Origin of the sequence: Kribbella sp. NPDC051718, assembly GCF_040681515.1 — a bacterium.
Lineage (GTDB): Bacteria > Actinomycetota > Actinomycetes > Propionibacteriales > Kribbellaceae > Kribbella.
In genome coordinates, this window is the sequence record NZ_JBFAYZ010000005.1 from 148,316 (window position 1) to 171,271 (window position 22,956).

A 22,956-nucleotide genomic window follows, 5' to 3' on the forward strand; every position below is an offset into this window, starting at 1 on the left:
TCATCGATCCTGCGACGCGCACTGGGCAGCCGATAGTCCGGAGTGCACCGGAGGTAGCACGAAATGCACCTCGGCTCGTATGTTGGACTATGACCGAGCCGCCGATCGAGAACGCCGGAACGCTGCTGTACTTCATCGACGGCGCCTACGCCTACTCGGGCCACTTCGTGCACGAGGGCACCCATCCCGTGCACACCCACAGCTTCTTCGAGGTGGCCGTCGTGACGGGTGGCACCGGAGTGCACCACAGCCCGGCCGGGTATCAGGAGCTGAGTGTCGGCGACGTGTTGCTGCTGCGTCCGGGCGTGTGGCACGGGTACGACGGCTGCGACGGCCTGGACATGTTCAACTGCTGCTTCTCCGCCGACCTGCTGCAGCACGAGCTGGCCTGGACCCGCGAGGACGCATTGCTCGGCTACCTGCTCTGGACCGGTCCGAACTCGGCCCGCCGGCGCGGAGTGCTGACGGGACACCTCGACGAGATTCCGATGGAGGAGTGCATCAGCCAGCTGGAGCATCTGGAGGATCTGCGCGCCCGGCCGCTCGACCTGCATCGCGGTGACGTCGTAGGTCGGCTGTCGCTGTTCCTGAGCTGCCTGGCTCGTGCGCTGGCCGGTGAACTCGTCGGCTCGACCAGGCCAGCGCATCCGGCCGTACTGACGGCGATGAGGTTGATGGAGGCCGATCCGGCCCACCACTGGACGCTGACCGAACTGGCCGCTGAGTTACATCTGGTGCCCGGCTATCTGGTCCGTCTGTTCAAGTCATCGACAGGGCTCCCACCGATGGCCTACCTGTCCCGGCATCGCGTCGAGTTGGCGGCGGACCGGCTGCTGCACACGGACGAGCCCATCAACCGGATCGGCGAGGCTGTCGGCTGGCCCGACCAGAACTACTTCGCCCGCCGTTTCAAGTCCCACTACGGATTGAGCGCAACCATGTACCGCGCCCGCTTCACCCGCGCTTGATCAGTACTTCGAGTCCGTCCAGGATCCGATTGAGGCCGAAGTCGAGGCCCTGGTTCTCACTGCCCGCCACCGACTGCATAGCGGCTGCCAGGCCCGGGAAGCGGTCGGGCTGAGTCGCCAGGATCTCGGCTAGCGCCGAGGTGATGTTTTCTTCCGAGATACCGATCGTGCCGCCCGGCAGGGTGAGGCTCTGATGGGCGATCGTCCGGACCTGCCCGGCAATGGTCAGCAGCGCGTCCATCTGCTCACCGCCGGTCAGCCCGGTCTCCATCAGGGCCCGTACGCCGAAGTCCATCCAGGTGAGTTCGTTCGGCCCGAGGGCGCGCCGGCCGACCGTGGAGAGCAGCAGCCAAGGGTGCCGCTCGAAGGTGGCGTACAGGTCCATCGCCCAGTCCATCAGCGCCTGGCGCCACGGCCGCGGCGGGTGGTGGGGTGGCAGGCCCATCGCGCGGTCGGTCATCAGGGACACCAGCTCGGCCTTGCCGCCGACATAGCGGTAGAGCGCCATCTTCGTGAACGACAAGTCGGCCGCGACGCGCTGCATCGAGACGGCGTCGAGACCGTCGGTGTCGGCGATCGCGATCGCCGCCTTGGTGATGCCCTCCACGGTCATCGCCGGCTTGGGGCCGCGGGTGGGCGGCGGCGGGTCACCCCAGAGCAGGTTGATCATCGCGGCGACTCCTGGCTTGTGGTGGCGATTGAACTGTGTCTACCATACACATTATCGAAACAGTGTCCGATGGACACAGTGCAATCGGAGGGTGTGGGATGAAGGTTCTGATCTCGGGGGCGAGTGTCGCCGGTCCGGCGTTGGCGTACTGGCTGGGGCGATACGGCCATCAGGTGACAGTGGTCGAGTTGGCGCCGGCGCTGCGCAAGGGTGGCTATGCAGTCGACTTCCGGGGGAGTGCGAACAAGGTCGTGCTTGAGCGGATGGGAGTGCTCGACGAGCTGCGCGACCGGCAGACGGGTGGCACGGCGATGCGGTTCGTCGACGAGGACGGCCGGCAGGTGCTGCGGCTGCCGCCGGAGTTCGCCGGGGGAGAGCTCGAGGTGCTGCGGTCCGACCTGTCGCAGGTGCTGTACGAGCACAGTCGCTCGTCGGCGGAGTACAGGTTCGGTGACTCGATCGCGTCGATGGAGCAGCATGGCGGTGGGGTGGACGTGACGTTCGAGAGCGGTATGGCTTCGACGTACGACCTGGTGTTCGGGGCTGATGGGATGCACTCTGTCGTGCGCCGGCTGGTGTTCGGTCGCGATCACGTCAGGCATCTGGGGTACTACATCGCCGGGTGGGATCTGCAGAACTCGTTCGGGATCGAGCGGGACGGGCTGATGTACAACGTGCCGGGCCGGCTGGCGAGTGTCGGGATGGATCACCGGGATCCGGCCAAGGCAGGCGCGATGTTCGTCTTCGCCTCGCCGGAGCTGACCTACGATCGCCGGAATCCTCAACAGCAGAAGGAGATCCTACGGTCCGCCTACTCAGATATCGGCTGGAAGGTGCCCGCGATCCTCGACGGCCTGGACGACTGCACCGAGCTGTACTTCGACTCGATCAGCCGGGTCGACGTCGATCGCTGGTCGGACGGCCGGATCGCGTTGGTCGGCGATGCGGGCTACGGCGCGACAGTGGGTGGCATGGGGACCGGTACTGCGATCGTCGCCGCCTACATCCTCGCTGGTGAGCTGGCTGCAGCTGACGGCAACCATGTGGCGGCGTTCGCCGCGTACGAGAGGCAGCTGCGCAAACCCGTCCGGGCATGCCAGAGCGGCGGGAACCGGACGGGGAAGTTCCTGGCGCCGAGGACCCGCTTCGGGATCGCTGCCCGCAACCGCCTACTCGGCACACCGTTCCTGCTCGACCAGATGCTTCGGGTTGGCCAGAAGGTCAGTAGCGACTTCGTCATCCGCGACTACGAGGTAGCGACGCAACGCCAGTAGCGCGCCTGCGGCCGCGGCCGCAGTGGTCAGCAGGAAGGCGGTCCGGAACTCTGCCGGTCCGGGGGAGTCGGTGAGCACTAGCGTCAGTACAGCGATGGTCAGTGCTCCTGCGAGGTACTGCGAGGTCGTCAGCAGCGCACCCGCAGTGCCTTGCTGCTCCTGCGCTACGTCGTGGGTGCCGATGATGAACATGCAGGTGTAGATGACGCCGTGGCCGAAGCCGCTGAGCAGTAGGCTGGGCAGCAGGCTGCCGGCGTACGAGCCGTCCAGTGCGAGGGCTAGCCAGAGCAGCCCGGCAGCGGCGATCGCGAATCCCGCTGCGAGGACGGCGGCTGGGCCATACCGGCGTACGGAGCGCTCGGCGGCGGTGTTGCCGATGGTGACGAGTATTGCGAGAGGCAGGAACGCCAAGCCCGCTTGGAGAGGCGTGTAGCCCTTCTGCGATTGCAGTAGCAACGTGAGGACGTAGAACTCCGAGCCGACGCTGGCCATGTAGAGCGCCGTGGCCGCAGCCCCTGCCTTCAACGAGCCGGTACTACGCAGCGCCCGCTCGATCAACGCATTGCGAGACCTGCCTTCGTTGCGGACGAAGGTCATGAGGAAGACGACTGCAAGGGCAAGGCTGACCGCTGCGGCGGTCGGGTGGTCGGTGCCGAGCGTCAGGCCGATCACCAGCGCCAGGACTGTCGCAGTGCCGAGCGCGGAGGCGATGAGAGGGACACGTGAGGCGAGCCGGCTTGATGGAGTGTGGATCCATGTGACGGCGCCCAGCGCTGCCAGCAGGGTGAGTGGGACGTTCACCAGGAAGGTGAGTCGCCAGGACGCGCTGGTGAGGACGCCGCCGAGGATTGCCCCGGCGGCCAGTCCCGATGCGCCGACCGAGCCCCACACGGCCAGTGCGCGGCTCCGGGCGGGGCCGGCGGCGAACGTATTACCGATCAAACCGATGACCGCCGGTTGGAGCAGTGCCGCGAAGAGTCCTTGGGCACCGCGGGCAGCTAGCAGCACCGTGCCGTCCTGGGCGATGCCGCCGACCGCGCTGGCCAAGCCGAAGCCGATGATCGCCGCGACGAACAACCGCTTGGCGCCCAGCCGGTCCGTGAGTCGCCCGCCGACCACGAGGAAGCCGGCGAACAGGACGGCGTACGCGCTGATCACCCACTGCGCGAGGGCCGGCTCGAGGCTCAGGTCGGTCGCGATGCTCGGCAGTGCGATGTAGATGATCGAGTAGTCGAGCGCGATCAGGAACTGGGCGACGGACAGCACAGCCAAGGTGGCGGACTTCGAGCGGGTCATGCCGCCATTCTCAAACCCTCACACTGATGTGAAGGCAAGCGTGTTACTCGAGCAGCGGCAGCTTGTGCAGGAACGACTCCCACGAGTCCGGCAGCCAGCCCGGTACGCCGAGCACCGCCAGGTAGAGCCAGATCGCGACGAGCACGCAGACGAACAGCGCGACCGTACCGAGCGCCTTCAGCCAGGCCGGCTGCTTGCCGGTCCAGGTGGTGAGCGCCTTGACCCAGTCCTTGACCCGGTAGAGCAGTCGCTGCGCCCACTCGAACTCACTGGCCAGCACGGCCAGACCCGCGATGAACAACGGGATCCCGCCCGGCCCGGGCAGCCACCCGGTCAGCGGAGCCGCGATGATCAGGATGCCGCCCAGCACGCCGATCCCGATCCGGTAGATCAGGAGCTTGCGCGGGTTCGCACGGATCTTCCGCCGCCACTCCCAGCGGTCGTCCTGGGCGTCCAGCGTGATGTTGTCGTCCGTGCGGTCGGGACTGGTCTGCTCGGCCACAACCCCAGCCTACGTGGTCATCGGACCGAATCCCCGGCGAATTCCCAATGCCACGGCTCTTGCCGCGAGCCCCCTTCGCGAGCCCACTCCGGATGCACCCATCCGTAGGCGGCCGCGTGGGCGGTCATCCACTCGTACTGCGGAGTCCCGAAGTCGTTGATGCCGTCACACAGGTCGACGGCCAACCCCCACCCGTGGTTCGAAGTACCGGGGAAGGCGGCCAGCGTCGGCTTGCGGCGCAGCAGATCGATCTGCGACCGGTATGGCCGATAGGAGTCGGTGATGCACAGCTCGGTGTGGAAGTCAGCCTTGTAGGCCGCGGCAAGCTCCCCGTACGCCGCTGCCGCATCGCAGCGCAGCTTGTGGCCGGGCGCGACGCGGCAGAGCTGGTCGGCGGGCATCTTGCCGTTGCCGTAGCCCCGCCAACCGTCGGCTGTGCCGAAGGCGGACAGGTACGGCGTTGCTATGACTCCGAGGATCGCCACCAGCAGTAAGGAGCAGGCAGCGGTCGACCAGCGGTGTTTCCGGAGCCAGGGGAGGAGACGACTACGCACTGCGCGGTTTGCCGAACTCCCAGTGCCAAGGCTCTTCGCGGTTGCCGCCCTGGCGCGCCCAGTCGGGGTGGACCCAGCCGTATGCGGGTGCGTGGGCAGTCATCCACTCGTACTGCGCAGTGCCGAACTTGTCGATGCCGCCGCAGAGGTCGACGGCCACACCCCAGCCGTGGTTCGACGTGCCGGGCAGGGCTGCCAGGGACGGCTTGCGGCCGTACAGGTCGACCTGTGCCGAGTACGAGCGGTAGGAGTCGGTGATGCAGAGGTTCTTGCCGAACGCCTGCCGGAACGCGCTGGACAGCTGCTGGTACGCCGCTGCTGCATCGCAACGCAGCATGTGCGCGCCACCGATGCCGCAGAGCTGCGACTGCGGGATCAGACCGTTGCTGTAGCCACCCCAGCCAGTGCTCGTGCCACCAGTCGCGAGGAACGGCATCGGGTTCACCGCGTCACCGCCGAGCCGTACTTCGAAGTGCAGGTGCGGCCCGGTGGAGTTGCCTTCGGTGCCCACGGCACCGATCTGCTGTCCGGCCGACACATGTGTGCCGTCAGCGACGTCGATGCGGCTCAGGTGCGCGTAGAGCGTCTCGAGCCCGTTGCCGTGGTCGATGCGGACCAGGTTGCCGGCCCAGGCCGGGTGTTCGATCCGCACGGTACCGGCGGTGACCGCCCGGACATTCGTCCCGACCGGTGCCACGAAGTCCTGGCCGGTGTGGAAGCCGCTGGACCACAGCGCACCTGCCTGGCCGAACGGCGTACCGATCTCGTAGGTGCCCTCGGCCAGCGGCCAGGTCCAGCCGCCGGTGCCGACGTCAACCGTGGTCGCCGTGTTGCCACAGCGGAAGGTCGCTGCGGCCGGTGTGGTGGCAGGGGCGACCTGGGCCTTCAGCGGCTTGCCGAGAGTCGGGCGCAGCGCGGCGTACATACTGTCGGGGATCGAGCTGACGGCTACCGAGCCCTTGGCCTCGTCGGCAGCGATCATCTCGGCGTTGTCGAGGGCGATACCGACGTGGAAGAGGCCCACGGACCGGCTGCCCATCAGGAGGATGTCGCCGGGCTGGATCTGGCTGACCGGCACCTTCTGGTAGTTCGCGTAGACGCTGGTCGCGAGCCCGGCGAGGGTCGTGTACGGCTGCCAGGCGGCTCGTGCAGCGCCGAGACATCCGTACTTGTCCGGGCCGGTACCGCCGACGCCGTACGGCTTGCCCATCAGTGAGAAGGCCTGGTTGACCGCGCGGATCGTCTCGGCCGACAGGACGCGCAGCGGGCGCCCACTGCTGACGACAGCCGCCACACCGGGCACGGGCGCCTTGGCGACCTTGTACTGCAGCAGGCCATGCGGTAGGTCGAACGGGCTCCTGATGGCGGCAGCGGCCGGCGCCTTCACCTTCGCTGCGGTCAACTCGGCCAGGTACGTCTGCCAGTTGGCGAGGGCCTGCTGGTTGCGAGTGGTCTGCAGTTGCTTGGACAGCTCGGTAGCACCGGCCAGGTCGGCGAGTTGGCCTTCCATGGCCATCGCTGCGCTGGCGGCCTTCTCCCGGACGGTCTTGCCGAGCTCGGTGGCCTTCTTGTTGGCCTCGTCGGCTGCAGCACGCTTGGTTGCCGCGTCAGCGGCCGCAGTACCGGCTGTGGACTCTGCTGCCGTGGCTGCGTTGTACTGCGCGACCTGGGTGCTGCCGAGTTGCCGGATGGCGGTCTGGCGGTCGGCGATTTCCTGCAGGTTCTCCGCGACCGGCGCGAGGGACCAGAGCATCGACTCGGTGCCCAGGACGGTCGGGATGCCGAGCTGGTACGCCTGGGCGGTCAGCAGGCCGAGGCGGCGGCGCTCGTCCTGCGACTTGTTCTTGGTGTTGTTCGCGAACGCCTCGGCCTTCTTGGCCGCGGCCTCGGCGGTCTGCGCGGTCTTGAGCGCGTTCGTGTAGGCGACAGTGGCCTTGGCGACGTCGAGCTGGATCTCGGCAGCCTCGGCTTGGAGCTGCTCCAGCGACCGGTTCACATCCGTCACGGAGGCCGGTGGAGGTGGGGTCTGGTCGGCGAACGCGGCATACGTCGGCAGCGCTACGACTGCCATCACCGCGCCGAGTGCGGCGAGCCGCAGTCTCCGGCCGTTGCCCAGCATCGAGCCCCCAGTCCTCGTATTCCGTATCCCTGCCACAGGGCGCCTCACGCGCGCACGGAAGGAGGACATCCCCCATGCGTGCCCCAGCGTAGGCGTCGGACGGTCCTGACGGAACCCCAGCTCACCGTCCGTGACGATGAGGCAGGACACACTGCCCGATGGTGACCGTCGTCACCCACCCCGGCCCGAGGCGGGATCCGCTGGTGCCAGCGACTAGGATTTCAGTCATGGCCTCGCACTTTGACGTTGTTGTCCTCGGCGCCGGACCGGGTGGGTATGTCGCGGCGATCCGCGCCGCCCAGCTCGGGCTCAAAACCGCCATCATCGAGAAGAAGTACTGGGGCGGTGTCTGCCTGAACGTGGGCTGCATCCCGTCCAAGGCGCTGCTGCGCAACGCCGAGCTGGCGCACATCTTCCGCAAGGAGGCGAAGACCTTCGGCATCAGCGGCGAGGTGAGCTTCGACTTCCCGACGGCCGTGCAGCGCAGCCGGAAGGTGGCCGACGGCCGCGTCAAGGGCGTGCACTTCCTGATGAAGAAGAACAACATCACCGAGTTCGACGGGTGGGGCTCGTTCGTCGACGCGAACACCCTCGACGTGGCGCTGAACGACGGCAGCTCCGAAACCGTCACCTTCGACAACTGCATCATCGCCACCGGCGCCACCACCAAGCTGCTGCCGGGCACCCAGCTGAGCGAGCGGGTCGTCACGTACGAGGAGCAGATCCTCACCGAGGAGCTGCCGGGCAGCATCGTGATCGCCGGCGCCGGCGCGATCGGTGTCGAGTTCGCCTACGTGCTGGCCAACTACGGCGTGAAGGTGACGATCGTCGAGTTCCTCGACCGGATGGTCCCGCTGGAGGACATCGAGGTCTCCAAGGAGCTCGCCAAGGCGTACAAGAAGCTCGGTGTCGACGTGCTCACCGGCACCCGGGTCGACTCGATCGACGACTCCGGCGACAAGGTGAAGGTCACCGTCACCGGCAAGGACGGCGCGCAGCAGACACTGGAGGCCGACAAGGTGCTGCAGGCGATCGGCTTCCAGCCGCGCGTCGACGGCTACGGCCTGGACAAGATCGGGGTCGCGCTGACCGGGCGCGGTGCGATCGGCGTCGACGGCTTCCTGCGGACGAACGTGCCGAACATCTTCGCGATCGGCGACGTGAACGCGAAGCTGATGCTGGCGCACGCGGCCGAGGCGCAGGCCGTGATCGCGGCCGAGACCATCGCCGGGGTCGAGACGATGGAGCTCGACTACGTGATGATCCCGCGGGCGACCTTCTGCCAGCCGCAGATCGCCAGCTTCGGCTGGACCGAGGAGCAGGCCCGGCTGGAGGGCTTCGAGGTCAAGGTCGCGAAGTTCCCCTTCACCGCCAACGGCAAGGCGCACGGCCTCGGCGACCCGAACGGTTTCGTCAAGGTGATCGCCGACGCGAAGTACGGCGAACTGCTCGGCGCCCACCTGATCGGCCCCGAGGTCACCGAGCTCCTCCCCGAGCTGACCCTGGCTCAGAAGTGGGACCTGACCACCAAGGAACTGGCCCGCAACGTCCACGCCCACCCAACCCTCAGCGAGGCGCTCCAAGAGGCCTTCCACGGCCTTGAAGGCCACATGATCAACTTCTGATCCCGCTGCGACGAGGGGGCCCCGGACCACTGGTCCGGGGCCCCCTCGTGTTGCTCACCGTTCGTCGAGCGAGGGTTGCTGGTGGTGGAGGTCGGTGCCAGGCTCGGGGGATGGAGAGTGTGTATGAGGCTGCGGGTGGGGATGAAGGGCTGCTTCGGCTGGCGGCTGCCTGGCATGAGCGGGTGTTGGCTGATGAGGTTGTGAGTCACGCGTTCAGTCATGGGTTTCATCCGCAGCACACAGAGCGCCTTGCTGCCTACTGGGTCGAGGCGCTCGGCGGTCCGCCCGCGTTCACCAGCGCGGGCTACGGGACCGAGAGCTCGGTCGTGCACATGCACAGCGGTAATGGTGAGCACCTGGAGATGGATCGGCGGGCGATCGTCTGCTTTGGGCAGGCGCTGGATGACGTCGGGTTGACCGACCCTGTGCGCCAGGTGCTTTACGACTACTTCGCGTGGGCGACGAGCGTCAGCATGGCTCGGTACCACGGGTCCAAGGATTCGGTGCCACGCGATCTGACTATTCCGCAGTGGTCGTGGGACGGGCTGGTATGACGCGATAGACGGTGACTAGAGGTTGAGCGTCGGCGACGATGTGGAGGGCCAGGCCGGGTGGGGCCTCGACGTCGACCAGGCCGTTGGCGGCGGCCGGCTCGAAGGGGAGGGGTGCGGTCGATCGGATGCCGGGGGCAACCAATAGCGGGTGCCCGGCGAAGGTCGTCGAGACGCCGTTGTGGACGTGGCCGGTGAGGATCGCGGTGATCGGCTTGCCGCGGAGTACGGCGGCGAACGGTTCGGCGTCCTGGAGGACCCACTGGTCCAGTACCGGATGCTGGAGTTTGTTCGGCGGGTGGTGGAACGCGACGAACAACGGACCGTCCACCGGCTCAGCCAGTACTCCCGTCAGCCACTCAAGTGATTCCGCACTGAGCAACCCGTGGTCCTCACCCGGCACCGACGTGTCGAGCAGCACGAAACGGGCCGCGCCTACGTCTTGCACCTGATGAACCGGATGCCCCTCGCCAGCCGACTCGACCGGCAACCCGGCACGCAACGGCGCACTCACATCGTGATTGCCCGGCAACATCAGCACCGGTACGTCGAGATCCAGCTCGGCCGCGACCTCGGCGTACTCCGCGGGCAGCCCGTGATCGGCCAGATCCCCGGTCACCAAGACGACGTCGACCGGTCGCGAGAACGCGCGCAGGTAGCCGGTAACGCTGCGCAGCCGGTCGCGTGCGGTGGCGGTGCCGTCGAGGTGCGGGTCACTGAGGTGTGCAATCACGTACATTCGGGCCTCCATCGATCTAATGAGAGAGGCCCAATCTAGCGTTAGCGATCCTGGTCTGTCGGCCGAATTAGCAGCTGGTTCACCGACACGTGGTCGGGCTGGCCGAGCGCGTAGACGACCGCGTTGGCGATGTCCTCGGGCTGCAATGTGCGCATCGACGCGGCCATCTGCTGAGCCATCGCCTGGATCGCGGGGTCGGTGATGTGACTGGCCAGCTCGGTCGAGACGAATCCAGGCTCGACGACGACCACCCGCACGCCCTGCGTGGTGACCTCCTGCCGCAACGACTCGATGAAGCCGGTGATGCCGAACTTGGTGGCCGAGTAGGCGGCCCCGGCCGCCGACGCGATCCGGCCCGAGGTCGACGACACCTGAACGACGGTCCCCTTCGACTCGAGTAGGTGCGGCAACGCGGCGTGCACGGCGTACATCGAGCCGAGCAGGTTGGTGTCGACCATCCGCGACCATTCGGTGGTGTCCGCGCCCAGGATCATCCCGCTGAGCATGATGCCGGCGTTGTTCACCAAAGCATCCAGCCGGCCGAAGTGCGCGACCGTCGCCGCGACCGCGTCCTGGATCGACTGCTGGTCGGTGACGTCCAGATCGAGGGCGAGGATCTCGCCCGGTGCGTCCTCAGCGAGGAGCTTGAGCCGGTCGGCCCGGCGGGCTCCGACGGCTACCTTGGCGCCTGCCTTCGACAGTGCGAGGGCGGTCGCCTGGCCGATGCCCGACGAGGCTCCGGTGACGAGGACGATCTTGCCTTCGAGGTTCATGGGACTCCTTCGACTAGAAAGTGACCGGATGGTCATTTTCAGTCTAGGCACAACCTGACCGGGCGGTCATGTTAGGTGGTAGAGTTCACACCATGAGGGCGGACATGGTGCGCAACCGCGGCCTGCTGGTCGACGCGGCCCGTTCGGCGTTCGCGGAGTCGGGCGTCGAGGTGTCGATCGGGGAGATCGCTCAGCGGGCGGGGGTCGCCAAGGGCACGGTCTTCCGGCACTTCGCCAGCAAGGACGACCTGCTCGCGGCGATCATGCTCGAACTCCTCGACCGGCTGATCGAGACCGCGGACAGCCTGCGCGATGCCGACGACGCGGGTCAGGCGCTGTGGGAGCTGATGACGGCCGGCGTCGAGGCGCTCGCCGGAGATCAGGCCTTCTGCGAGGTGGTCGGCAAGCCCTCCTTGCAGAATGCCGAGGTCAGGGCCGCGATCGAGCGTTTCGCCGGGCTGGTGGAGGTACTGACCGCTCGGGCCCGGGAGCAAGGTGCCATTCGCGACGATGTGACCGGCACGGACATCGTGCTGTTGCTCGGCGGCATCCAGCAGACCGCCGCGCCCGTGCTCGGTGCGCACCCGGACGCCTGGCGCCGCTACCTCGCGCTGGCCTTCGACGGTCTCGCGCCCGTCCACCCGACGAAGCTGCCACACCCGCTGCCGGGCAGCCTGCAGTCGGCACTCGCTCCAGCAGGGTCAGCCGCAGAAGGATGACGGCAGGTCTGGGCAGGGGACCAGGCCGTCGCGCTCCAGTACCGGTTTGGCCGGCGTCGAGGTCAGGTAGGTGAGGAAGGCGGCCTGCAGCGAGTCTGCCGCGGGAGACTTGTACGTGTAGGCGTACTCGACCTCCCAGAACTTGTACGACGAGTCCGCCACCTTCGCCGCCTCCGGTACGACGCCGTCGATCGCGAGCGCCGTGATGCCGGGGAACTTGCGCGAGCTGCCCAGTTCGGCGTACCCGATCGCGCCCTCGATGTCGTTGACGCGCGCGAGCAGTTCTTCGGTCGTACCGACCTCGCAGCGGTGATGCTTGGCGACCGGATCGTCCTTGGTGCGGCAGTCGTCGGACGAGATGCCCAGTTCCTGATCGCCGGCCAGCACCTTGTCGCGGAAGGTCCGTCGCGAACCCGAGTCCGGCCCGACCCGAGAGACCATCCGGATCGGCAGGTCGCGCCCGCCGAGCTGCTTCCAGTTGGTCACCTTGCCCGCGTAGATGGAGCGCAGTTGCGCCGCGGACAGCGCCGCGACGTCGGTCGACCGGTTCACCACGACGGCGAACACGACGATGGCGACGGCCTTGCCCTGCAGGTCCGGCGCCTCCTCGGCCCGCCCGTCCGACATCGCGATCAGCTTCTCCGCGGCGGCCGCGTCCTTGGCGCCGGTCTCGTCGAGCTCGCGCGTCCCGCTGCGGCTGCCGTTGGCGGCGATCGTGATGTCGGCGCTCGTGCACTCGGCGGCGTACGCGCTGCGCAGCTCCCGGATCGTCGGCTCCACGGCGGTCGACCCGATCACCCGCAGCTGCCCGGCCGAGCAGTTGTCCGGCGGCTGCAACACATCGACCACGAACAACGCGACCAGCGCCCCGACGAGCACCAGCGACAACGCCCCGAACATCAACGTACGCCGGCCAGGCCCCCGCGGCCGTGGCTCGTGGTAGACGCCGCCACCGGCCGACCCACCGGCCAGATATCCCGAGTGGGTAACCCCGTCGCCGCGCCCGCTCAGGACGAGCAGGAACTTGAAGCTGTCGCCCCGGTTGATCGCCGTCCGCGGCAGGATCAGCTTGCTCGTCTCGATGAAGTTCTCCGAGTCGAGCTGGCGCTGCAGCATCTCGCCGAGCGCCTCGGGCTTGGCCTCGGTCACCTCGAGCCCGACGATCTTGCGGTCGGGGAACGCGAACGACACCTTCTCGTGCATGTGGTGCGGCTCGATGTCCATGCCGCCGGCGTTGTCCACGCGCAGCAGCACGATGCTCGGATCGGGCACGACGGCACCCTGGTACCGGACCTCGACGTCGACCATGTGCGAGCTGGGGAAGACGCCGATCGGGGCATCCACCTGGACCCGGTAGACGAGCCGTTTGCGGCGCAGGAAGTACCGGTCGACCAGCCAGACGATCACCGTGCCGATCAGTGCGACGGCCGCGATCACGGTCTCCAGATTGATGTCCCCGAGACCGGAAAAGTCCACAACTGAAAGTTAGTCAGCGCTGGTGAACAGCATCTGAATCCCGGATAGCGATCAGCCACTTACCGTCCGATGACACGCAGCTACAGGGCTTGGCGAGGGCGGCGCCGTCTGCGAGATTGGCGGCATGGCTGAACAGGTGGACGTTGTCGTGATCGGGCTGGGCGTCGGTGGCGAGGAGGCCTCCGGCCGGCTGGCGCAGGCGGGGCTGAACGTGGTCGGGATCGAGCCGCGGCTGGTCGGCGGCGAGTGCCCGTACTTCGGTTGCATCCCGAGCAAGATGATGATCCGGGCCGGCGACCTGATCGCCGAGACCCGCCGGGTCGACGGGATGGCCGGTACCGCGACCGTCACGCCCGACTGGGCCCCGGTCGCCAGGCGGATCCGCGACGAGGCGACCGACAACTGGAACGACAAGGTCGCCGTCGACCGGCTGGTCGGCAAGGGTGTCACCTTCGTCCGCGGCCGTGGCACCATCACCGGCCCCGGCCGGGTGGTCTCCGGCGACCGCGAGTTCGAGGCGAGCCGCGGCATCATCGTCGCCACCGGCACGGTCCCGGTCGTCCCGCCGATCGAAGGACTCGCCGGTACGCCGTTCTGGACGAACCAGGACGCGATCAGGCTCGAGACGCTGCCGGCGTCGTTGCTGGTGCTCGGCGGTGGCGCGATCGGGATGGAGCTGACGCAGGTCTTCGCACGGTTCGGCGTACAGGTGACGGTGATCGAGGGCGCGGACCGGGTGCTGGCGATGGAGGAGCCCGAGTCGAGCGAGCTGGCCAGGTTCGCCCTGGAGCGCGACGGCGTGACCTTCCGGACCGGTCAACACGCCAAATCGGTCAGCCACAGCGGTGACGCGTTCACGGTGACGCTCGAGGACGGCAGCACGGTCACCGGTGAGAAGTTGCTGGTGGCAACGGGTCGCCGGGTGGACATCAGGGAGCTCGGCCTCGACCAGGTCGGGCTGGACCCGGCCGCGCGCCGGATCGAGGTCGACGAGCATGTCCGCGCGGGTGACGGCGTGTGGGCGATCGGTGACGTCACCGGGGTCGGGGTGTTCACGCACAACGCCATGTACCAGGCCAACGTCGCCGTCCTGGACATCCTCGGTGCCGAGGACGCGCCCAAGGCCAGCTATCACGCGATGCCGCGGGTGACCTTCCTCGATCCGGAGATCGGCGCGGTCGGGCTGACCGAGAAGCAGGCTCGCGACCAGGGTCTCGACGTACGGACAGGTATCACCCAGGTGCCGGCCTCCACGCGAGGATGGATCCACAAGGCGGACAACGAGGGATTCATCAAGCTGATCATGGACAATGAGCAGGGTGTCCTGGTCGGCGCGACGAGTGCTGGGCCGACCGGTGGTGAGGTGCTCGGCACGCTCGCGCTGGCGGTGCATGCCCGGGTTCCCGTTCACACTCTGCGACAGATGATCTACGCATACCCGACGATCCACCGCGCGATCGAGTCCGCACTCGCCGATCTGTAGGTCTCTTCTTGCGATTGGGTCGCAAGTAGATCAAGAATGTGCTCATGCATGTTCCTGACGGGTTCTTCGACGCGCCCACCTCGATCGCCACCGGCCTGATCGCCGCGGGTGCGGTCGGCTTCAGCCTCCAGCGCGCCAACCGGGAGATCCGTGAGACGGGTCCGGCGCTGGCCGGGCTGACCGCCGCGTTCGTCTTCGCCGTCCAGATGGTGAACTTCCCGGTCGGCGCCGGGACCAGCGGGCACCTGCTCGGCGGTGCGCTCGCCGCGGCGCTGGTCGGGCCGTGGTCGGCCGTCCTGGTGATGTCGACCGTGCTGCTCGTGCAGGGACTGCTCTTCGCCGACGGCGGCCTGACCGCACTCGGCACCAACATCACCCTGATGGGCCTGGTCACCGTTCTCGTCGGGTACTTCGTGACGCGGGCACTCCTCAAGGCTCTGCCCAAGCGCGTCGGCAGCGTCGTACCGGCCACGACCGTCGGCGCCCTCATCTCGGTGCCGGTCGCGGCCCTGTGCTTCACCGGCCTCTACGCGAGCGGCGGGGCGGTCGACATCCCGCTCGGCAAGCTCGCGACGGCGATGGTCGGCTGGCACATCCTGGTCGGGCTCGGTGAGGCGGTGATCACCGCCGCCGTGCTCAGCGCGGTGGTCGCGACCCGGCCGGACCTCGTCTATGCCGCTCGGCACCTGCAGGCCGACCTCGTCCTGGTCGATGCCGATGGCAACAGTTCGACCGTCTCGCCGGACCGGCCGGTCGCGGCCCGGCCTGCCGGTCGGTCGTACGGGGTCGGCATCGCGGCCACCCTGCTGGTCGCGGGGGTGGTCAGCCTGTTCGCGAGCGCACATCCTGACGGCCTCGAGTTCGTCGGCGCCAAGCTCGGCTTCGAGAGCGCGGCGAAGAGCTCCGCGGTGGCGAGCAGCCCGCTGGCCGACTACGGCGTGAGCGGGATCGGCAACTCGCAGGTCTCCGGAGCGCTGGCCGGCATCATCGGCGTCCTGGTGACGATCGTCGTCGGCCTCGCGATCGCGAAGATCGCGTCGCTGCGGTCGTCCGCCCGCGCGGACAAGGCCGCCTGATGCGCTCCGACGACCAGACCTTCCTCGCCGCCGAGTGGACCGACTGGACCGGCTGGGCCACCTGGCCGGCAGCCCGATGAGCGGCTCGGTCGAGGCGGTGCCGCCGGACGGCTTGGTCGGGGGCGCGCGGTGAGTGGGGCGGCAGGGGACGGGTTGCTGGTCGCGGTCGACAGCCGGATCCACCGGCTGCCCGCACAGGTGAAGATCGTCGCGCTGTTCGTCTTCGTCCTGGCCGTCGTCTCCACCCCGGCCGGTGTCTTCTGGGCTTTCGCCCTGTACGCCGCGCTGCTGGCCGGCGCGGTCGCCCTGGCGAAGTTGCCGGTGACAACGGTGATGAGGCGGCTGGCGGTGGAGACCCCGTTCATCGTCTTCGCCCTGGTCCTCCCGTTCGTCGCCACCGGCCCGCAAGTCGACGTCCTGGGGGTGTCGGTCTCCGAGCCGGGCGTACTCGGCTCCTGGAATGTTCTCGCCAAGGGCACCCTCGGCGTGATCGCGGCGATCGTGTTGTCGGCCTCGACCGCTCCACGCGAGCTGCTCGCCGGCCTCGAGCGGTTGCGGTTGCCGTCGACGCTCGTCGCGATCCTGTCGTTCATGGTCCGCTACTTGAGCGTCGTCTCGGACGACCTGCACCGGATGCGGATCGCTCGCGAGTCCCGCGGGTACGCCGGTGGCCGCGTCGGTCATCTGAAAGCGGTCGCCGGGGGAGTAGGGGCGCTGTTCGTGCGCAGCTTCGAGCGCGGCGAACGGGTCCACCTGGCGATGCAGTCGCGCGGCTACACCGGCCGGATGCCGCAGTTGGCCGCCTCCGGTGCCGCGCGCAACCAGTGGGCCGAGGGGCTCGCGATCTCCCTGCTCGCGGTGCTCATCGCGGTGACAGCTAGGGTTGCTGGCTTGTGAGCGGTCCGTCGATCCACGTCGAGCGTCTGGTCTTCGCCTACCCCGATGGGCGGCAGGCCCTGTACGGCGTCGACTTCACCATCCAGCGCGGCGAGCGAGTGGCTCTGCTCGGTCCCAACGGCGCGGGCAAGACGACCCTGGTGCTGCACCTCAACGGCATCCTCGGTTCGGTGGCGGGTGGCAGTGGCAGCGGGCGGATCCAGATCGGTGGGACGGATCTACATCGGGAACACCTGCCCGAAGTACGGCGGAAGGTCGGTCTGGTCTTCCAGGATCCTGACGACCAGTTGTTCATGCCAACGGTCCGCGACGACGTCGCGTTCGGTCCGGCGAACCTCGGGCTGCGTGGGCCGGAGTTGGAGGATCGCGTGCAGGAGGCGCTGGTCCAGGTCGGCATGCAGGACCACGCGAACATCGCTCCACACCACTTGTCCTACGGTCAGCGGCGCCGGGTCGCGGTGGCCACGGTGCTGGCGATGCGTCCCGAAGTACTGGTCCTGGACGAGCCGTCGAGCAATCTCGACCCGGCCAGTCGCCGCGAACTCGCCGACATCCTCTCGGGCCTCGACGTCACCTTGCTGATGATCACCCACGATCTGCCGTACGCCTTGCAGCTCTGCGAACGCAGCCTGCTGATGGACGGCGGCCGGATCGTCGCCGACGGCAAGACCCGCGAGCTGCTGGGCGACGCCGAGCTGATGACGGCCCATCGTCTGGAGCTGCCCTACGGCTTCGACCCGCTGTCGGTTCCCGGTCCGGAGCACTAGCTGTCGATTTGGTGAGGTCCCGTACGACGCGTTGGCAAGACCAACCGAAGGGACAATGCCATGACCGCCATCGCCACCACCTACACCAGCACGACTTCGCCGACCCGCCGGCTCCTGACGGCGGGCATCGTCGCCGGCCCGTTCTTCAGCCTGGTCGTCGCCGCGCAGGCGCTGACCCGCGACGGCTTCGACATCCGCAAGCACGCCGCGAGCATGCTGGCCGTCGGCGAGCTGGGCTGGATCCAGTCCGCCAACTTCGTCATCACCGGCGTGCTCCTGATCGCCGGCGCCGTGGGGCTGCTGCGGGTCTCCGGCAGCCGGTGGGCGCCTCGACTGCTCGGCCTGTACGGCGTGGGCACGGTCGCCGCGGGCCTGTTCGTGCCCGACCCGTCGATGGGCTTTCCGGCAGGTGCTCCGGACGGTCAGGCTGCCTCGATGAGTTGGCACGCGAGCCTGCATTTCGCGGCCGGTGGCATCGGGTTCCTGGGTTTCGTCATCGCCTGCTTCGTTGTCGCCCGACGGTTCGCGCGTGGTGGGGAGCGGGGCTGGTCGGCGTACTCGATCGTCACCGGTGTCTCCTTCCTGGCGGCCTTCGCGGGGATCGCATCGGGGTCGACGGGTGGACCGGTGCTCGCCTTCTACGCGGCCGTCGCGCTCGGCTGGAGCTGGATCTCGCTGGTACTGCGCAAGTTCCAGCGGGTCAGCGTTTGAGGGTGCGGTCGAAGAACGACCGGACCGTGCGGCGGATCAGCGGGACCGAGATCGCCGGGTTGACCGCACCGACTTGGTCGGTGCGGTCTTCGGCTGTCATCAGTCCGGCGGCCTGCAGTTGAGGTGCCATCGCGCCGAGGTCGGTGAAGACCCAGTGGTTGGCGTGGGCGATTTCGGTACGTCGTACCGGGCCGTGGTGAGCGAGTAGCGCCGACCAGGAGCTGTCGAAGCGTGCGTCGCGGAAACCGTCGGTGCCGGCCAGGAGCAGCGGCCGGTCGCTGCCGTGCTGGGCGATGGGGTAGAGCTCGTCGGGTTCGCCTGGCGGGAGTGGCAGGTAGTCGAGGTAGCCCTCGAGGTTGATGGCCGACTTGAGTTCGCGGTTCTCGTACAGCGCCTGGGCCGCGGTCGAGCCGCCGGCCGAGTGGCCGTAGATGCCGATCCGGCGCAGGTCGAGGGGCAGACCGAGGGTGCTGAGCCGCGAGAGGACGAAGCGGACGTCGGCGAAGCGCGTCGACATCATCAGCCGGGAGAGGACCGGATCCGTCGGGGTGGTCGGCGGGATCTGGATCGTGCGCAGCTCGCCGTCGGGGATGTCGACCTCACTGGTCTCACCCGGATGGTCGATGGTGACGACCACGTAGCCGTGACTGGCGAGGTCTTCGGCGAGGCCGGTGCCGAGGGTTCGCGGGTCGGTTCCGCCGGGGGAGTAGAGGAGGACCGGGCGGCGTCCCGGTGCGGGAGGCGCGTCGGCGTACGAGTGCGTGAGGGTCGCCGACCAGTCCACACCTGCGGGCAGGTGGTGGTAGTAGGCGGCGAAGCCCTTGAAGTTCCCGGCGGCTCTTGCTGTCATCTGCGGCGCCCGATGACAGCCGCGGGTGGTGCGGGCCGGGTAGAAGACGGTGAGCACCAGCTCGCGATCGGGACTTCCGTTCCACGGATCGACTCTGCCCCTGTCGGTGAGGTGCAGGGTTCTCACGCCGAGCCGATGAGGTCCGGCCGGGGCCGGCAACCTCAGGGTGAGGTCGGCGGCGGGTGAGGGTGAAGTAGAGGTCGAGGCGGCTCGCGCCGGCAGCGCTCCAGCCAGGCTCGTCAGGGCGATGGTCGAGGTCAGGAAGCTTCGTCGGGTCCACATGCCTTCACCGTGGCAGCCAGTTGGCCGCCCGGGCCGGGATCGAGGTGCATCTCCATCCGAGCGGCGCCGAAGTTCCACCGAGGGGTGGACGGGCAAACAGTGGTTACCGCATTCAGCACACTCCGGTGAATTTCTTACCGAAGTATTGCGCGTTACTCACTGGTAGAGGATGGTGACTCTGAGTTCACCCTGCCTCGGTTCCCCCCACACCAGAAGGCGGTCCGCCCATGAAGAAACTCGCCGCACTCGTCGGAGCCGCAGTAGTCGCTACTGCGCTGCTCACCCCCACCGCCGCGCACGCCGCGGCCCCCGTCTACGTCGCCCTCGGCGACTCGTACGCCTCCGGCGTCGGCACCCGCACCTACATCGCCGACAGCGGTTCTTGCCAGCGCTCGACCAAGGCCTATCCGTACCTCGACGCCGCCCGCGTCGGCGCCGCGCTGACCTTCGTCGCCTGCTCAGGAGCCCGGGTCGCCGACGTCACCGCCAACCAACTCGGACCACTCAACAGCGGCGTCCGCTGGGTCACCCTGCAGGTCGGCGGCAACGACGCCGGCTTCTCGTCGGTGATCACCGAGTGCGCCAAGCCGTCCTGGCTCGGCGACTGCAACGGCGCGATCGCCACCGCCCAGGCGACCATCAACAACACCATCCCCGGCCGGCTCAACACCCTGTACGCGACGGTTCGCAGCCGGGCGACCACGGCGAAGGTGATCATCGTCGGCTACCCGCGACTGTTCAACGGCACCGACTGCAACGCCGGTACCTTCTTCAGCGGCGACGAGATGACCAAGCTGAACGCGACCGCCGATCTGCTGAACTCGAAGATCGCGGCCGCGGCGAGCGCGGCCGGCTACAGCTTCGTGAACCCGACCTCGGCGTTCATCGGGCACACCGTCTGCGGCAGCCCGGAGTGGATCAACGGACTGTCGAACCCGATCAGCGAGTCGTACCACCCGAACACCACCGGCCACACCGGGTACGCGAACCTGGTCGACGACCAGCTCACCTGAGACACCTTCCGGCCTGTTCGACGACCCCTTCGCCGGGGCTGTCGAGCAGGCCGGAAACTCCCGTCATCCGGCCAGATTTCGCCTTCTACCGTTGGCCTCCTGGTGCCGCGACGCACCTGTGCCAGCACTCTGCGTAGGGTCCGCTGAGCGGACGTTCCAACGCTGTAGTGACCGTCCGTGAGAGCCCGAAACGGTTGGGTGTGAGATGGATCACGTGCGGTCGCGCAGGGGATTGGGCGGATGACAGATTGCAGCCCTCACGCCCGCTCAGCGTGAGAACTGCAAGGGGAGGAACATCTTGAAAGCTCGTACCTGGCTCGCCGGCCTCGCGGTCGGCGCAGTCTCCATCAGCCTGACGGCACCGGGGCTGGCCAACAGCGCCCCCGTCCCGTCGTCCGACACCACGGCCGCCCAGAGCCCGGAGATGCGCATCATCGCTTCTCCGAAGGCCGGCGGCAGCGGACTGGTCTCCAAGCGCGACGAGACCGGCCGTGCCCACTCGATCCGGCCCACGACCCCGCTGAAGGCCCCGGCCTCGGTCGGCGCCAAGGCCGGCAAGTCCGCCTCCAGCAAGCCTGACGCGGTCGCGGTCGCCAAGGCGCAGGTCGCCTCGGTCGCGCCGTACTTCGGTGCCCGCCCGGCCGACCTGGTGGCGCAGTCGAGTTCGCTCAGCGCGTTCGGCTCGCAGGTCAAGTTCCAGCAGACCATCGACGGCGTCCAGGTCTACGGCGGCGAGATCGTCACCAACCTGGACAAGACCGGCGCGCTGGAGTCCGCCAACGGTGAGGTCTCGCTCGCGACGTACGGGGCGTTCCCGGCCGCCGGCGCGGTCGACGCCGCGAAGGCCAAGGCGCAGGACACCGCGGTCCAGTCGGTGGCCACCCGCGCCAAGGTCGACGGCTCGACGCTGACCGCCAAGCTGGTCGGCCCGCGCTGGTTCGACATGAGCCTGGTCACCCGTCAGCCCGGCTCTGTCGCCATCCCGGTCTACCTGTACGAGGTGACCGGTCAGGGTGACGTCCGCTGGCAGGCGATGGTGCACGCGTCGGCAGGCAAGGCGCTGATCGCCTGGGACCTGGCCGAGCACATCAACCGCGTCGTCTGCGATGCGAACCACACCAACATCGTCACCGGCAACGAGGACGCCCGCTGTGGCGGCGGCGTCTTCGCACCGACCCGGGTCGAGGGCGGCCCGGTCTCCTCGGTCGGCGACGTCAACCAGGTCTTCGACTTCTTCGGTGACACCTCGAACCTGTACGCCGGGCTCGGTACCGACCTGACGAACCTGATCGGCGCCGACTACGGCGACGGACTCGGCAAGGCCATCCGTGGCACCGTCCGGGTCTGCGTCAGCGGCTCCTGCCCGTTCGCCAACGCGTTCTGGAACGGCGAGCAGATGGCCTTCGGTGAAGGCGTCAGCACCGACGACATCACCGGTCACGAGCTGACCCACGGTGTCACCCAGCACACGGCCGGCCTGGCCTACCTGTGGGAGTCCGGCGCGATCAACGAGTCGCTGTCCGACATCATGGGCGAGTTCACCGACCTGACCAACGGGTCCGCGGACGACACCCCGGCCAACCGCTGGCTGATGGGTGAGGGCTCGAGCCTCGGCGCGATCCGCTCGATGAAGAACCCGCCGCAGTTCGGCGACCCGGACAAGATGTCCAGCCCGAACTTCTTCGACGACGAGTTCTTCCAGGACAACGGCGGCGTGCACTTCAACTCCGGCGTCGGCAACAAGACCGCGTTCCTGATCGCCGACGGCGGTTCGTTCAACGGCCAGAGCCCGGTAGGCATCGGCCTGCCGAAGTCCGAGTCGCTGTGGCACGAGACCCAGAAGGTGCTGACCAGCGGAGCTGACTACAGCGACCTGGCCGAGGCCCTTCGCTCCACCTGCAACGTGCTGCAGAAGCACCACGTGAAGAACATGACCAACGCGGACTGCGCCGAGGTCAACAAGGCGATCCTGGCCACCGAGCTGGACAAGGCGCCGGGCATCGGCAAGCCGGCCAAGGCTCCGGTCTGCGACACCTCGGCGGAGAAGGTCAAGAACCTGATCACCACCTCCTTCAAGGAAGACCCGGACGGCGTCGTCACGCACACCCCGGGCTGGGTGCTCGGCAAGCAGCAGGGTGACCCGACCGCCCAGGTCGACACCTCGTACTCGAACGACGGCGACGACTCGCTCTACGGCCAGATCACCGACCCGACGTCGTCGATCACCGTGCAGACCAAGAGCGCGATGAAGATCAAGAACGAGAAGACGTACCTGCGCTTCACCCACGCGTACAACTTCTACAACGTGTTCTTCATCTTCGCGGTCCGGACCGGTACGGCGACGCTGGACTACTCCGACGACAACGGCACCACCTGGCACGACAGCTCGGCGCTGCCGTGGACGAACGGGCCGACCGTCGACCCGAACTTCCCCGACGAGCCGGCCAACTGGCACGGCAACTCGGGCGGCTGGGAGACCAGCCGGGTGGACGTGTCGCAGTTCAGCGGCAAGCTGCTGAAGTTCCGCTGGAACGGGAACGGGGCGGACTTCTCCGACCTGATCCCGGCCAACTGGTGGCTCGACAACGCCACCATCTACACCTGCAGCTAG

At 68.1% G+C, this 22,956-nt stretch carries 21 protein-coding genes; 12 read left to right on the top strand and 9 right to left on the bottom strand.

The window, feature by feature from the left end; all coding sequences use genetic code 11:
• The first annotated feature begins 89 nt into the window (after nucleotides 1-89).
• Nucleotides 90-968 (top strand): AraC family transcriptional regulator, encoded by an 879-nt coding sequence (locus AB0M15_RS19915; RefSeq protein WP_363820671.1) that lies wholly within the window; start codon nucleotides 90-92, stop codon nucleotides 966-968.
• Here AB0M15_RS19915 and AB0M15_RS19920 read toward each other — a convergent pair.
• Complete coding sequence (locus AB0M15_RS19920) at nucleotides 955-1,638, bottom strand: TetR/AcrR family transcriptional regulator (RefSeq protein WP_363820673.1); 684 nt, start codon at nucleotides 1,636-1,638, stop codon at nucleotides 955-957. The two genes, AB0M15_RS19915 and AB0M15_RS19920, sit on opposite strands and share 14 nt — an antisense overlap.
• A 98-nt stretch (nucleotides 1,639-1,736) precedes the next feature.
• On the opposite strand from AB0M15_RS19920, the gene AB0M15_RS19925 reads away from it, so the two are divergent.
• Nucleotides 1,737-2,912 (top strand): FAD-dependent monooxygenase, encoded by a 1,176-nt coding sequence (locus AB0M15_RS19925; protein WP_363820675.1) that lies wholly within the window; start codon nucleotides 1,737-1,739, stop codon nucleotides 2,910-2,912.
• Here the strand turns inward: AB0M15_RS19925 and AB0M15_RS19930 are convergent.
• From AB0M15_RS19930 to AB0M15_RS19945, 4 genes are all read right to left on the bottom strand, one after another.
• The gene (locus AB0M15_RS19930; RefSeq protein WP_363820678.1) at nucleotides 2,808-4,208 is read right to left on the bottom strand and encodes an MFS transporter; all 1,401 of its coding nucleotides are present in this window, start codon (nucleotides 4,206-4,208) and stop codon (nucleotides 2,808-2,810) included. The two genes, AB0M15_RS19925 and AB0M15_RS19930, sit on opposite strands and share 105 nt — an antisense overlap.
• A gap of 43 nt (nucleotides 4,209-4,251) precedes the next feature.
• Nucleotides 4,252-4,710 carry a PGPGW domain-containing protein gene (locus AB0M15_RS19935; RefSeq protein ID WP_344836719.1) on the bottom strand — a complete coding sequence of 153 codons (459 nt, stop codon included), beginning with the start codon at nucleotides 4,708-4,710 and terminating at the stop codon, nucleotides 4,252-4,254.
• Nucleotides 4,711-4,727: 17 nt separating this feature from the next.
• A complete protein-coding gene (locus AB0M15_RS19940; RefSeq protein WP_363820682.1) occupies nucleotides 4,728-5,195 on the bottom strand; it encodes a M15 family metallopeptidase in 468 nt (155 codons plus the stop codon).
• A gap of 61 nt (nucleotides 5,196-5,256) precedes the next feature.
• The gene (locus AB0M15_RS19945; protein ID WP_363820684.1) at nucleotides 5,257-7,383 is read right to left on the bottom strand and encodes a peptidoglycan DD-metalloendopeptidase family protein; all 2,127 of its coding nucleotides are present in this window, start codon (nucleotides 7,381-7,383) and stop codon (nucleotides 5,257-5,259) included.
• Nucleotides 7,384-7,610: 227 nt separating this feature from the next.
• On the opposite strand from AB0M15_RS19945, the gene lpdA reads away from it, so the two are divergent.
• A complete protein-coding gene (gene lpdA, locus AB0M15_RS19950; protein WP_363820687.1) occupies nucleotides 7,611-9,008 on the top strand; it encodes a dihydrolipoyl dehydrogenase in 1,398 nt (465 codons plus the stop codon).
• A gap of 110 nt (nucleotides 9,009-9,118) precedes the next feature.
• Entirely contained in the window at nucleotides 9,119-9,562 is a 444-nt protein-coding gene (locus AB0M15_RS19955; RefSeq protein WP_363820689.1) for a group II truncated hemoglobin, read from the top strand.
• On the opposite strand, the gene AB0M15_RS19960 is transcribed toward AB0M15_RS19955, so the two are convergent.
• Together AB0M15_RS19960 and AB0M15_RS19965 are read right to left on the bottom strand one after the other, a co-directional pair.
• Nucleotides 9,528-10,298, bottom strand: coding sequence for a metallophosphoesterase (locus AB0M15_RS19960; protein ID WP_363820692.1), 771 nt, complete (start codon nucleotides 10,296-10,298; stop codon nucleotides 9,528-9,530). The genes AB0M15_RS19955 and AB0M15_RS19960 overlap by 35 nt on opposite strands.
• 41 nt (nucleotides 10,299-10,339) lie before the next feature.
• Nucleotides 10,340-11,071: an SDR family NAD(P)-dependent oxidoreductase gene (locus AB0M15_RS19965; RefSeq protein ID WP_363820695.1), complete on the bottom strand. Its 732-nt coding sequence runs from the start codon at nucleotides 11,069-11,071 to the stop codon at nucleotides 10,340-10,342.
• A gap of 92 nt (nucleotides 11,072-11,163) precedes the next feature.
• Here AB0M15_RS19965 and AB0M15_RS19970 point away from each other — a divergent pair, with 92 nt between their 5' ends.
• A complete protein-coding gene (locus AB0M15_RS19970) occupies nucleotides 11,164-11,790 on the top strand; it encodes a helix-turn-helix domain-containing protein (protein ID WP_363820698.1) in 627 nt (208 codons plus the stop codon).
• Here AB0M15_RS19970 and AB0M15_RS19975 read toward each other — a convergent pair.
• A complete protein-coding gene (locus AB0M15_RS19975; RefSeq protein ID WP_363820701.1) occupies nucleotides 11,773-13,266 on the bottom strand; it encodes a substrate-binding domain-containing protein in 1,494 nt (497 codons plus the stop codon). The two genes, AB0M15_RS19970 and AB0M15_RS19975, sit on opposite strands and share 18 nt — an antisense overlap.
• A gap of 124 nt (nucleotides 13,267-13,390) precedes the next feature.
• Here AB0M15_RS19975 and AB0M15_RS19980 point away from each other — a divergent pair, with 124 nt between their 5' ends.
• The 5 genes from AB0M15_RS19980 (at nucleotide 13,391) to AB0M15_RS20000 (ending at nucleotide 18,200) form a co-directional block, all read left to right on the top strand.
• Nucleotides 13,391-14,749 (top strand): NAD(P)/FAD-dependent oxidoreductase, encoded by a 1,359-nt coding sequence (locus AB0M15_RS19980; RefSeq protein WP_363820703.1) that lies wholly within the window; start codon nucleotides 13,391-13,393, stop codon nucleotides 14,747-14,749.
• Nucleotides 14,750-14,793: 44 nt separating this feature from the next.
• Complete coding sequence (locus tag AB0M15_RS19985) at nucleotides 14,794-15,825, top strand: energy-coupling factor ABC transporter permease (protein ID WP_363820705.1); 1,032 nt, start codon at nucleotides 14,794-14,796, stop codon at nucleotides 15,823-15,825.
• A gap of 129 nt (nucleotides 15,826-15,954) precedes the next feature.
• Nucleotides 15,955-16,722, top strand: a complete 768-nt coding sequence (gene cbiQ, locus AB0M15_RS19990) for a cobalt ECF transporter T component CbiQ (RefSeq protein ID WP_363820707.1) — start codon at nucleotides 15,955-15,957, stop codon at nucleotides 16,720-16,722.
• Complete coding sequence (locus tag AB0M15_RS19995) at nucleotides 16,719-17,489, top strand: ABC transporter ATP-binding protein (protein WP_363820709.1); 771 nt, start codon at nucleotides 16,719-16,721, stop codon at nucleotides 17,487-17,489. The genes cbiQ and AB0M15_RS19995 overlap by 4 nt, the downstream gene beginning before the upstream one ends.
• Before the next feature lie 60 nt (nucleotides 17,490-17,549).
• A complete protein-coding gene (locus AB0M15_RS20000) occupies nucleotides 17,550-18,200 on the top strand; it encodes a DUF998 domain-containing protein (protein WP_363820711.1) in 651 nt (216 codons plus the stop codon).
• Here AB0M15_RS20000 and AB0M15_RS20005 read toward each other — a convergent pair.
• Complete coding sequence (locus tag AB0M15_RS20005; RefSeq protein ID WP_363820713.1) at nucleotides 18,190-19,332, bottom strand: alpha/beta hydrolase; 1,143 nt, start codon at nucleotides 19,330-19,332, stop codon at nucleotides 18,190-18,192. The genes AB0M15_RS20000 and AB0M15_RS20005 overlap by 11 nt on opposite strands.
• Nucleotides 19,333-19,559: 227 nt before the next feature.
• Between AB0M15_RS20005 and AB0M15_RS20010 the strand changes: the two genes are divergently transcribed.
• A complete protein-coding gene (locus AB0M15_RS20010; protein WP_363820716.1) occupies nucleotides 19,560-20,345 on the top strand; it encodes an SGNH/GDSL hydrolase family protein in 786 nt (261 codons plus the stop codon).
• A 298-nt stretch (nucleotides 20,346-20,643) separates the two neighbouring features.
• Nucleotides 20,644-22,956, top strand: coding sequence for a M4 family metallopeptidase (locus AB0M15_RS20015; RefSeq protein ID WP_363820718.1), 2,313 nt, complete (start codon nucleotides 20,644-20,646; stop codon nucleotides 22,954-22,956).